Origin of the sequence: Paenibacillus amylolyticus (assembly GCF_001570725.1) — a bacterium.
Taxonomy (GTDB): domain Bacteria; phylum Bacillota; class Bacilli; order Paenibacillales; family Paenibacillaceae; genus Paenibacillus; species Paenibacillus amylolyticus_A.
Window position 1 is genome coordinate 84,764 of record NZ_BCNV01000009.1, and the last position, 12,541, is coordinate 97,304.

The window sequence follows — 12,541 nt, forward strand, 5'->3', positions numbered from 1 at the left end:
ATTCTAATTGACACTGTATAGCTTCGCTGGCAGAACAAGCTTCCGATGCAGCTTTCTTTCAGAAAGCTTTTAGCTCGGCTTCTTCAGCTTATTTCTGCCCTCTACGTTGTAGTCTATATGTTAAATTCCGTTCTTCAGCTTCTCTTGGATCGCTGCGAGTTCTTCCTCCGCACTTGGCAACGCACTCTCATTATTACCCGCATCTGCGTTCATGTCCCTCTCCAACTGGGCAATTAATTCGTCCAAATCATCTTCCTGTGCCCCAGCACGAAGTTCTGCCAAAGCCTCTGCTTCGTTCAGCGCCTGATTCGCCTTGTCTTCCATGGCCTTCAATGCAGCATCAGCTCTGCCCGTAGATGCATTCCGTTCATTGGCCTGTTGTTGCGTCTTCGCATCTGCCATGCGACCTTTCAGTTCTGCATGCCGGGCCTCCAATTGCCCTAGATCGGCAACGAGCTTATCATTCATATGCTTCATCATCTTGGCTTTGGCGGAAGCCCGTTCATAGGCAGCCTGCAATTCGTTCCTTTTGTCAGCCAGCTTCACTTTCTTCTCCAGAAAACCACGTGCCTTGTCTTCGTCTCCCGACTCCGCTGATTTCTCAGCGTACCGCTGCAATTTCTTAACCTCGGCGTTGCACTCATCCAAAGCTCTCTTCGCCCGGCTCTCATCTGACAGCACCGCTGCCGTCTCCGCTTTTACCTGACCCAAATCACTGCTCAGGCTCCGCATATACTCATTCACACTCTTCTCCGGGTCTTCCGCCCGCGACAGCATGTGGTTCACATTGGCCTTCATCACGTCTCTAAACCTCGATAAGATTCCCATAACTTGTTCCTCCTCCGAAAAGTTCATATGTATACTATAATACATGAATACGGCGACATACGTTTCACATTTCACGATGGCAAGTGGAGTTAATACGATCCAAATCCATACTATAACAACGCAATATAAGAAAAGACGAGCACTTATAGTGTCGCCTGATGACCTTATATAAACACACAAATCCCTTCCTAACTACGGCTCGACCGGAAGGCTCTCCACCGCTGTGAAAAACACATCCAACAGCTCAACGTTATACGTCGTGCGGACGTATTCTTCGATCTGGGCTAACTCCTCTTCCCTTTGATACTCCAAGCATGGACGGCCCTCGCTCCACAGCACCCTGCACGAGAACTTTCCGACAACATCCTTAATGATGTGATCCGGTTCAGCCACTTTATGAATATCTCCCATATGAAATCCCCTCATTTCTCTATACTTATCGTGTGCGATTATCCATTAATTTTGAAATAGTTAAGGATTCGATTCAGTGCACTTCATCACATTCAACTCGAAGCGTTATGGTGACATACCACTTAGGCATTTTGTAGACGTGACCGCGTTGGTTCTCCCATAGGTGCCATTCCTCCGCAAGTTGGCTATAATAAGGGGATCAATGATTTCTATAAAAGGCAGGAAAATTATGCGTACACGAGTTCACTTTATTGCTCCCTACGAATCGATGATTCCTATTATACAAGAGTGCATTCCTCGCTTTCCCCAGTTAACCATTCAGACGGACGTGGGCGACTTGGCAAACGGTGTGGAATTAGCTACTCAAGCTGAGAAAAATGGTGCAGAGATTATCATCAGCCGCGGTGGAACCGCCCAACTGATTAAGAAAGCAGTGACCATTCCCGTCATCGATGTGCAGCTATCAGGCTATGATATGATTCGTTCGCTTACACTGGCAAGCCAATTTAACGGCCAAACAGCCATCGTTGGCTTCTCCAACATCACCTCTGGTGCACAATCGATTATTGATCTGATGGATCTGCCCCTCAAGGTCTATACCATACATAGCTCGGAAGATGTGGCACGATTGCTCTTGGAGTTGAAGGCTTCCGGGTACCGCCAGATTGTCGGGGATGTGATCACCGTCAACACCGCGAAGACCTATGGTCTGGAGGGATTGTTAATCCAATCTGGCCAAGAATCTATCCTTAGAGCCATGGAGGATGCGCAGTTGGTCTACCGTTATTTGAGCAAAAATCATACGATATCGATCATACTGAATGACCTGGTTACACAGGAACATCCCAATTTACTTATTTTAAATGAACGGAATGAAGTCGTATTCGAGAACCTGACCGATTTTGAGAAAAATCCGCTGACCGATAATCATATGTATCTAACCAACACCAGCCTGGATTTCCATCAATCCCACATCCAAAATGTGTTTATGGTGAACGATTACCAGCTCACGGTTAACGCCTATGAAACGAATTTGGACAACAAGAGCTACAAGGTATATATGCTGGAAAAAGGACAACCCTATGCCTTTGCACAATTCGGCATAACAACGTTCACGGACGCATCGATGGAGCCCATTGTTGCTGAATCCCCTGCCATGCAGGCGGTATTGAATAACATTCGGGCACTATACGAGCATCATGAACCGATCTATCTGCTGGGTGAAGCGGATTCCGGTAAATCTTTTCTGGTCAAACACATTCATCAGATGTACTCCGGTGGTGGGCTGCTATTACAGATCGATCTCACGCAAGTTCCGCCCGGTCATTTGCACAAGATACCACTAGCCAAGGTTCGGAATGTAGAGATTAACCGTATGGAAGCACGTATGGAAGATGAGGAGTTGCTTTCTTTTATCCAGAGCTGCCTTCAAAGCCAGATTGGCGTATTTATACTCGGGGAACAGACATTGAACCCACAGTGGTCTCTCGACCTGAAGCTTAATACGATCATAATGCCAAATCTTGCGGATAGACCAGAGGATCTAGCTCCACTGATGCAGCATTTCCTTACGGGTTATTACCAGAAATACGGAACTACTGCGGTGAGAATAAAAGAAGATGCACTACAGCTGATCCGGGATCAGATCACACATATGAACGTCAACCAGTTGAAGCATCTGATCAAGCAGGCTGCACTCAATGAACAGGAGTATGTAATTACAACGGCTACCTTGTCTCGCTTGCTGGATCAGCAACCTGTTTCAAGCCAAATGAAGTTAAGTGGAACTCTGAAGGACATCGAAAAGGAAGTTATTCAGTTCGTGCTCCAGGAGGAAAATAATAATCAATCGAAGGCCGCAGAGCGTCTGGGGATTAACCGGGCCACATTATGGCGTAAACTTAAAGATTAACTTTAAGTTTACGTCTTTTTTCTCGCCTTTATGTGTTGCATTTTTAAACAGTTACATATGTATTTTAAATTTACAATAATTTATTGTTGCTATATTAAACGATATGGGATAACATAATCCCTGCAAGCGCTTCATAAAAACGATTACTTCATAAGGAGCTACTACTATGAACATTAAAGCAACTTTAGATCGCATCCCTGGCGGTATGATGGTCGTTCCTCTGTTACTCGGTGCAACCATTAATACATTCTTCCCAAATGCCTTGCGCATTGGCGGATTCACGGAAGCTCTCTTCGTGAACAGTTCCAGTACATTGATTGCACTGTTCCTGTTAATTGCCGGTACACAGATTACGTTCAAAACAGCTGGTTCGTCCGTCGGCAAGGGTGTTACCTTGCTTGTCGTCAAGTGGGCGATCGGTGCAGCACTTGGTCTCGTTGCCATTTTGTTTGCAGACTCAAGCGGGTTATTCCTGGGTCTGGCCCCACTTGCCATTATCGCTGCGATGACCAACTCTAACGGTGGTCTTTACATCGCACTCGCTGGTCAATACGGTAAAGAAGATGATAAAGCAGCCTATCCATTCCTCGCGCTCAGCGATGGTCCATTCCTGACCATGGTAGCGCTCTCCATCTTCGGTGCAATGGGTTTCGCCAACGGCATGTTCTCTCCCATGGCATTCGTTGCTGTATTGCTTCCGCTCATCGTTGGTGTCATTATTGGTAATCTGGACCGCAATCTGGCGGAGTGGCTGCACAAAGGCAGCGACAAACTTGTTCCATTCTTCGCCTTCTCACTGGGTATGGGAATCAACTTCTCCTCGATTATCCAAGGTGGACTTGGCGGAATCATGCTTGGTGTTCTGACCGTACTTCTCACAGGCGGAATTGGATACCTGTTGTTCAAAGCCATTGGCTGGAACCCCATCGTTGGTGCTTCCGAAGGTTCAACCGCTGGTAATGCGGTAGGTACACCTGCTGCCATCGTGGCTGCTAATGCTTCATTTGGACCGATTGCCGAGATTGCTACGGTGCAGATTGCGGCGAGCGTTGTTACTACAGCCATCCTGTTGCCGATCTTCATCGGGTTCCTCTCCAAACGACTGGAGAAATCAGGTGGAGTCGAGAAATACAATCAACGACCAACCACATAAAGGGGTATCACCTGATTTAATGTGCTTAATCTGTGCTTAATGGATGATCTGAACGGACTTTTTATTAAATTGTGCTTACAAGGAGGGATGACTGCATGAAATTAGCCATTATTGCAGATGATTTGACCGGTGCCAATGACAGCGGGGTGCAGCTTGCCCGTCATGGCTTGAAAACCAGTGTTCTTTTTAATATGGATGAGGAGCCACTTACGCGTTACGATGCCGTCGTCTTTGATACAGATAGTCGTTCCATATCCTCACAGGAAGCGTATAACCGTGTATATCAGGCTGCTGAATTGCTGAAGAACAATGGGTTTGAGACGATTTTCAAAAAGATGGATTCGACCATGCGTGGAAATATCGGCATTGAGATTGATGCCCTGTATGATGTCGTCAAACCTGAATTCATGATGATCGCTCCGGGTTATCCGAAAAATAACCGTACCATCCATGAGGGGATTCATTATCTGAACGGCGTTCCACTCGCGGAAACCGAGATTGCGAATGATCCGAAGACACCTGTGACCCTCTCCTACCTTCCGGACCTACTGAAACAGCAGACGAATTATGAGGTGGGCGAAATTACGGTTGCTGATCTGGACGTTGGCCAAGGTCACATTCAATCGAAACTAGAACATTTTAAGCAAAATAACATTCCATATGTACTCGTAGATTCTACAGAAGAACGGCATCTGGAGATGATCTTGCAAATGACTCGCGAGCTGGATTATACCTTTGCCTGGGCAGGGTCTGCTGGCATTGCCAACTACCTCCCTGCTCACTTCGAGCTTGAATCCAAGTCCACCGAACTCACGATACCCGAGAATCCCGGTCCGATCCTGACGGTTGTGGGTAGCGTAAATAAAAACTCCCGCGAACAATTGTATCGCTTGCTGCGCCAATCTAAGATTGCATCCGTTTCATTCCACTCCTTCAAAGCAGTATCAGCAACCGCAGATCGCGCGGAAGAGATGGAACGTGTCTATAACGAGGTCCGAGACAAAGCACTGGAAGGACAAGATGTCGTCCTCTACTCCACCGCAGAACAAGTGGATATCGAACTGGCACGGGCAACGGGCGAAATTCGCGGTCTCAATCACACGGAAGTCAGCAACGAAATCGTACTTGCGATGGGTGAGATCTGTGCCAGATTGTTGGAAGAGGGACTTTTCAAAGGGGTGTCCATGACCGGTGGCGATACGGCAAAACAGATCTGTCTGAAATGGAATATTAGCGGCTTCGAGCTGCTGGATGAGCTTGAAATCGGCGTGCCGATCTCCAAGTTCATCGGGATTGATGATCTGCATGTGGTTACCAAAGCAGGCGGATTCGGCAAACCCGATGTCTTTATCCATGCGATTCAAAAATTAAAAGGGGGTATTCTTGTATGAAACCTACAATTGGAATTACAATGGGCGACGCAGCAGGTATTGGACCGGAGATTATTATGAAAGCACTGGGTCATCAAGAGATGTACGATCAGTGCAATCCACTCGTTATCGGTGATGCGAAGATTCTGGAACGTGTGTTGCCAGTCATCGGCTCAAGTCTGAACGTTAACGCGATTCAAGAGCCTTCCGAAGCCAAGTATGAATTTGGTACCGTGGATGTGATTGATCTGAATCTCGTTCCTGCGGATCTCGAATACGGTAAAGTATCTGCCGTGGCTGGGGATGCAGCTTTCCAGTTTCTCGCCAAAGCCATTGATCTTGCCAAAAAGCAGCAGATTCATTCTATCTGCACGGCGCCTTTGAACAAAGAAGCTTTGCATCAAGGGGGGCACCTGTACCCGGGACACACCGAGATTCTGGCGGACCTGACGGATACGCAGGACTTCTCAATGATGCTGACAACGCCTAATCTGCGCGTTATTCACCTGACAACACACATGGGTCTGATCGATGCTATTGCAAGTATTAATCCGGAAAGAACCTACACCGTCGTGAAGCTAGCTCATGATACGCTGAAAAAAGCAGGCTTTGAGAATCCGCGCGTAGCCGTATGCGGAATCAATCCTCATGCCGGGGAGAACGGTTTGTTCGGTAATGGAGAAGAAGAAGAGAAGCTGCAACCCGGCATCGAACGTGCGCAGCAGGAAGGCATTAACGTCGTTGGTCCACTCCCCGCGGACACACTCTTCTTCCGCGCTGGCCGCGGTGACTTTGATATCGTTGTAGCCTGCTACCACGACCAAGGCCACGCACCGATCAAGGTGATGGGCATTGAGGAAGGTGTGAACATCACTGTTGGCCTGAAAGGCGGTATCATCCGTACGTCTGTCGACCACGGTACAGCCTTCGATATCGCTGGCAAAAACATCGCCGATGATAAAAGTATGCTTGCTGCCATCCGCTCAGCTATTGAGCTGGCGCCAAAGGATCAAGTATAACAGTAGCCATCATACGGGCACATGAGTGAGAGAGTGAGTCTGGTCAGGAGGACCATCTCCAGGTAGACGTGTCTTTATATAGAAGGAAATAGGCATTCCCTTTGTAACTTAGAGGGTTTGCCTTTTTGTATGTCCTCTATTCATCCTTGTCTATCCCCTTCATGCAGCACATCTTTACTTTACGGATATCTCCAGATCATCTATGTCTTCAGTCAGCGATCAGGTCTACCCGAGGATATCATTTCACGCTCGCTCTGCGATTGTCTGCTTCGGCGATATGTACTCGGTGACATGCCATTCAGTTTATTGAAGATGCGATTGAATTGCGAAAAGCTGGCGAAGCCGCACTGTGCCGCAATATCGGTAATTTTTTTGTTAGAGTTCAGGAGCATTTGTTGGGCGTTGCGAATTCGGGTCATCTGAATATACTCGGTGAACGTAAAGCCTGTGACTCTGTTGAACTGACGGGATAGATGATGGGCACTCACGAAAAACCGTTTGGAGATCTCTTCAAGTGACAGCTCATTCTGATAATGGCTGTGAATATACGATGCAATGGTATACATCCGCTGCGACATAGACGAACCTGTCTCTTCACGAACGTAGCTATTCTCCGCTGAGTATCGATGGATTGTACAGAGAAACTCAACGAATTTGCTATGAATTGCAACCGAATGAAGTACGGAGGGATTCTGCGATAAGTAAAAGATTTCGTTTAAAGGGGCCATTACCGCCTGGCGCAGTTCTTCTGTAAATCGGAATATCGGAATTGGTTCATCAAAAATCGAAAACAGTTCTGTGTAACCGCTATCAAGACCGGGTATATTACGTGGCATGGCAAAGGTAATTATCAATCGTTTGGGTGGCATTCCCTTAGGATATTGCGTTTTATGTAGTAAGGAGGGTCTCAGCAGAACGATATCATACGGCTGAATCTCGTACAAACTGCCTTCAATAATGTGCGCAGCCGTGCGATCCAGAAGAATACAGATTTCATAGAAATCGTGGAAATGCTGAAACTCCATATTCAGTTCATGAGAGCGTTCATCATAATCCAGATGATAAAAAAGTGAATCTCCAGGCTCGTTCACATGGATCGCATATCCCTGCTCGTATGCCAAAATTGATGGTGTCATGGACATGCCCCCTATCCCGATTCTAATGAGTTTATTTTAGCATGAAATGCAATAAAAAGACGTTATTTTCAGCATACAATACATAGTTTCGCCCATTTCTCTTTTGGTATGATAAAGTTAATATGTTAGCGCTTGCAGTATTCTCGCTCCAACAACGACTACAGCCTGTACTTACTACAAACCAAGGTGGGAAACCAACATGAAAATGAATTCCTTGTATACTCGGATCCATACCATTGTGAAACACTTGGAACGTGCACGACTGACCTCAAAGACATATATACCGGAGCTTTATCATAAAGAAAGTGGTTACCACTCCTGGGAACTGGTTCATGAGGACCCTTCCTCTTGGAACGTGTTTCGTAAGGGTGATGGTTGGGGTGGTAAAGATGTACACAGCTGCTTCAAAACACGGATTCGCATCCCTGATCATATGGAAGGAAAAAAAGTCGTTTGTACCATCGTCACCGGTGCTGATGATATCTGGAACTATGATAATCCGCAATTCTTAGCATTCCTCAATGGGGAACTGATCTGCGGCCTGGACGTGAACCATACGGAAATTGACCTAACACCTGCTGCGGTGAAAGGTGAAGAATTCGAACTGGCGCTATATGCGTACTGTAGTACTTCGGCAGCGGATGTCTTCCTCAATGTATATGTGGCTGAGCATCATCAGCCTGTTACAGATTTATATTACGATCTTAAGGCTGCAATCGATGCCGCGGATTTACTGCGTGAGGATGACCTGGAGCGGCTGAAGCTGATTGAACATCTGAATCAGGCGGTAAATCTATTGGATTTGCGTCAGGAAAACAGTACTGCTTTTCATGCATCGGTGCTGGAAGCCCGTCTTTATATGCAAAATCATATCTACGGCGAAACTCGGCCTGCGGGCGACAACATTCCCACCGTTCACTGCATCGGTCATACCCATATTGATGTGGCTTGGCTATGGACTCTGGACCAAACTCGGGAGAAGGTCATTCGCAGCTTCGCGAGTGTACTCTACTTGATGGACAAGTTCCCGGAGTATACTTTCATGTCCTCGCAACCGCAGTTATATGCGTACCTGAAAGCAGACTACCCGTCTCTCTATGAGAAAATCAAGGAAAAGGTAGCCGAAGGCCGCTGGGAAGCGGAAGGTTCGATGTGGCTGGAAGCCGACTGCAACCTGATTTCGGGTGAATCCATGATCCGTCAGATTATCTACGGAAAACGTTTCTTCAAGGAAGAGTTTGGCGTGGAGAACCGTGTTCTCTGGCTGCCGGATGTATTTGGTTATAGTGCAGCGATGCCGCAGATTATGCGCAAGAGCGGGATAGATTATTTTATGACAACGAAAATCGCCTGGAACGATACGAACCAAATCCCGAACGACACGATGTACTGGAGAGGCATTGACGGATCTGAGGTTTTAACGCATTTTATCACAGCGACAGACTATGACAAGCATCCCGATTTCAGGCAACGGCGGTTCGAAACGACCTACAATGGACGATTCAATGCATCCCAAGTGAAAGGCACATGGCAGCGATACCAGAACAAAAACATCAATGCAGATGTGTTACAGTGCTACGGCTTCGGCGACGGAGGCGGCGGTCCAACGGAGGAGATGCTGGAGCACGGCAGACGGCTTGAAAAAGGATTACCAGGCGTACCGGACGTGAAACGTACTTTTGTACGCGAGTTCTTCGAGAAGCTGGAACAGAATCTGGCGGATGTTCCTTCCGTTCCGCGCTGGTCGGGTGAGCTATATCTGGAGTATCACCGTGGGACTTACACGTCCATGGCTCGCAATAAACGGTATAACCGGCATAGTGAATTTGCGCTGGCCGATGCTGAGTTGTATGCCATGATTCATCGCGAGGCGGATGCACAGGCGACCTATCCAACTGATGCACTGGAGCACGCATGGAAGCTGACGATGCTGAATCAGTTCCATGATATTCTTCCCGGCAGCTCCATTGAGCAGGTCTATGTGGATTCTAAAGAGCAATATGAAGAAGTTCTGCGTGTCACGGATGAGCTAAAAGACAGCGCGCTGAACGGCATTGCGAGCAGCATTACGTCTGACGGCGAAGCCATTGTTGTATTCAACACGACCGGCTTCGAGCGGACGGATGTGGTTGAACTGCCTTCTTTTGCGAAAAAAGTGACCGTCTACGATGGAGATCGCCCTGTAGCGAGCCAGCGTACACCGGATGGTGGATTGGTATTCCTGGCTGAAAATGTACCGGCATCGGGATATAAAACCTTCCGGATCGTGTCGGATGTAGCCGCCGAACTGGGTACTGGCGTGTCGCTTGCACAGTGGGAATCGGAACAACGCCACATTCAGACGCCTTGGTATGATATTCACCTGAATGAATCTGCCGAGTTCGTATCGGTCTGGGACAAATTAGAGGGCCGTGAGCTACTCCAGCCTGGGAAGCGTGGTAACGTGCTGCAAGTATTCGAGGATCGACCTGCGGAATACGAGGCATGGAACATTGACGATTATTATGAACAGCATATGTGGGAGATTAATGACCTGCAATCGCTGGAGTGGGTTGAAAGCGGGCCGGTGCGTTCCGTGCTTCAAGTGAAGCGACAGTTCCTGGACTCGGTCATTGAGCAGACAATCATCTTCTATGCGCATACACGCCGGATTGATTTCCGTACATTCGTAGACTGGAAGCAAGAGCACCTGTTGTTGAAAGCCGCCTTCCCGCTGGATATCTGGAGTGAGAAAGCGGTCTACGAAATCCAGTACGGCAACGTTGAGCGTGCTACCCACCGTAATACGAGCTGGGATCAAGCCCGGTTTGAAGTATGTGGACAGAAATGGGCCGATCTGGCGGAGAACGGGTACGGCGCTGCTCTGCTGAACGACTGCAAATACGGATATGATATTCATAACTCGGTGATGCGACTGTCTCTGATCAAGAGTGCAACGTACCCGAATGAAAATGCCGACAAAGAGCAACATGTGTTCACATACGCGCTCTATCCCCATCAGGGCGACTTCCGTGAAGGACGTGTCATCCAAGCCGCTTATGATCTCAACCGTCCGCTGGTTGCCCGTGAGATTGCATCGCAAACCGGCACGCTACCTGGGGTGTGGTCACTCGCATCGGTCGATCAAGAGAATGTCGTGTTAGAGGTTATCAAAAAAGCCGAGAACAACGATGATATGATCATCCGAGTCTACGAAGCGCATGGCCGCCGCACTCGGGCTTCTCTTCAACTGACTGAAGGAGCAAGTGCTAAAGCATATGCGTGTGATCTGTTGGAAAATAACGAAGCGGAATGCGCCGTGGAAAATGGTCGAATTTCTTTTGATATCAAACCGTATGAGATTCTAACCTTCCGGATTGCGAGCGCGTAGCGGGTACATTTATCGGTAAGTTATGTAGCCAACCGTTCATATTATGGGTGCTTCCTGTCATTCATGACAGGGGCACTCTTTTTCTTTGTTACTATATAAGTTCAACTAAAAATTATTCACACTGATACTACGATGACAGAACATCCTTCCAATCGCTGTTACCCCCAGATTTTTTGATTATTTCAAGGGGGAATCTGGGGATAAAGGCGCACGCTTCGCTTTTTCAGGATTTTTCTGTCCTCTCCGTTACCGTGTAAATCATTAATTAAACTAATATCCTCTTTCCCTAGAAATACAAAACACCCCCGGAATAACATCGGTAGAGCCAGCAGGCTGTACCATGTTTATTCACAGGGGTTTCTGATCACTGATGATAGATTATACAGCAACCAATTTAGCCAGTGGTTACGTTGTCCTCAAAATTCTTCATACTCACTCGGGTCCTGATCCCACAATCGTCCATCTGAACGGCTAAACGAAGAGATCATCTCCATCTCCTGCGCATTCAGCTCAAAGTCGAAAATATCGATATTCTCTTGCTGATGCTGAAGCGAGCTGGCTTTCGGAATTGGAATGGAGCCCAGCTGGATATGCCAGCGCAAGATGATTTGAGTAGGCGTTTTGCCATGAGCTTCCGCGATGCGGAGAATTTTTTCGTCTTTGACAATATCCTGAACAGCATCATTACCACGTCCGATCGGACTCCAGGACTCGTTCACAATGCCATGTTTCTTATCCTGTTCCCGCTGATCGGCTTGGTCAAAGAAGGGATGCAGCTCAATTTGATTCAGACTCGGTGCTACCCCCGTCTCCTTAATCAGGCGTTCATTGTGCTCGGGCAGGAAATTACTCACTCCGATGGAACGGATATATCCGCGTTTTTTCGCTTCAATTAGAGCCTGCCATGCCTCCACATACACATCCTTTTTGGGATTGGGCCAGTGGATCAGGTAGAGGTCGTAATAATCCAGGTCGGCTCTGTACAGGGATTCCTGAATCGCCACGAGTGCTTTATCATGAGCATGATAGCGCCCCGGCAGCTTCGACGAAATCAGCAGCTCTTCTCTGGCAACGGAGCTCTGCTTGATTGCTTTGCCCACTGTTGCCTCATTCTCATAGTTATATGCCGTATCAATTAATCGATAACCCGCATCCATCGCGGATGCGATCGATTTAACGCCTTCTTCACCTTTTAAACTATAGGTACCAAATCCAATTGCGGGTACTTTCAAGCCATCGTTCAATGTATATTCCGGAATATGATGCTTCATGTGAGAGCTCTCCTTTGCCAAAAGGTTGGATTTTCGTTCCGAGATTAGACTGTTAGAAATTGATCATCCTC

At 47.5% G+C, this 12,541-nt stretch carries 9 protein-coding genes; 5 read left to right on the top strand and 4 right to left on the bottom strand.

Features of this window, described 5'->3' with window-relative positions; all coding sequences use genetic code 11:
- Nucleotides 1-120: 120 nt before the first annotated feature.
- Together PAHA3_RS26830 and PAHA3_RS26835 are read right to left on the bottom strand one after the other, a co-directional pair.
- Nucleotides 121-828 carry a PspA/IM30 family protein gene (locus PAHA3_RS26830; protein WP_062837724.1) on the bottom strand — a complete coding sequence of 236 codons (708 nt, stop codon included), beginning with the start codon at nucleotides 826-828 and terminating at the stop codon, nucleotides 121-123.
- A 192-nt stretch (nucleotides 829-1,020) separates the two neighbouring features.
- Nucleotides 1,021-1,239 (bottom strand): hypothetical protein, encoded by a 219-nt coding sequence (locus tag PAHA3_RS26835; RefSeq protein ID WP_062837725.1) that lies wholly within the window; start codon nucleotides 1,237-1,239, stop codon nucleotides 1,021-1,023.
- Between the two features lie 229 nt (nucleotides 1,240-1,468).
- On the opposite strand from PAHA3_RS26835, the gene PAHA3_RS26840 reads away from it, so the two are divergent.
- The 4 genes from PAHA3_RS26840 to pdxA all read left to right on the top strand — a co-directional run bounded on the left by PAHA3_RS26840 (nucleotide 1,469) and on the right by pdxA (nucleotide 6,693).
- Nucleotides 1,469-3,151: a sigma-54-dependent transcriptional regulator gene (locus PAHA3_RS26840; protein ID WP_062837726.1), complete on the top strand. Its 1,683-nt coding sequence runs from the start codon at nucleotides 1,469-1,471 to the stop codon at nucleotides 3,149-3,151.
- Nucleotides 3,152-3,317: 166 nt separating this feature from the next.
- A complete protein-coding gene (locus PAHA3_RS26845; protein WP_062837727.1) occupies nucleotides 3,318-4,304 on the top strand; it encodes a 2-keto-3-deoxygluconate permease in 987 nt (328 codons plus the stop codon).
- Between the two features lie 95 nt (nucleotides 4,305-4,399).
- The gene (locus tag PAHA3_RS26850; protein ID WP_062837728.1) at nucleotides 4,400-5,695 is read left to right on the top strand and encodes a four-carbon acid sugar kinase family protein; all 1,296 of its coding nucleotides are present in this window, start codon (nucleotides 4,400-4,402) and stop codon (nucleotides 5,693-5,695) included.
- Nucleotides 5,692-6,693 (top strand): 4-hydroxythreonine-4-phosphate dehydrogenase PdxA, encoded by a 1,002-nt coding sequence (pdxA, locus tag PAHA3_RS26855; protein WP_062837729.1) that lies wholly within the window; start codon nucleotides 5,692-5,694, stop codon nucleotides 6,691-6,693. Before PAHA3_RS26850 ends, pdxA begins: the two co-directional genes overlap by 4 nt.
- 212 nt (nucleotides 6,694-6,905) lie before the next feature.
- On the opposite strand, the gene PAHA3_RS26860 is transcribed toward pdxA, so the two are convergent.
- A complete protein-coding gene (locus PAHA3_RS26860) occupies nucleotides 6,906-7,829 on the bottom strand; it encodes an AraC family transcriptional regulator (RefSeq protein WP_062837730.1) in 924 nt (307 codons plus the stop codon).
- A gap of 199 nt (nucleotides 7,830-8,028) precedes the next feature.
- Between PAHA3_RS26860 and PAHA3_RS26865 the strand changes: the two genes are divergently transcribed.
- Nucleotides 8,029-11,199, top strand: a complete 3,171-nt coding sequence (locus PAHA3_RS26865) for an alpha-mannosidase (protein WP_082763029.1) — start codon at nucleotides 8,029-8,031, stop codon at nucleotides 11,197-11,199.
- Nucleotides 11,200-11,615: 416 nt separating this feature from the next.
- Here PAHA3_RS26865 and PAHA3_RS26870 read toward each other — a convergent pair whose 3' ends face one another.
- Nucleotides 11,616-12,470, bottom strand: a complete 855-nt coding sequence (locus PAHA3_RS26870; RefSeq protein WP_062837731.1) for an aldo/keto reductase — start codon at nucleotides 12,468-12,470, stop codon at nucleotides 11,616-11,618.
- Nucleotides 12,471-12,541: the final 71 nt, after the last annotated feature.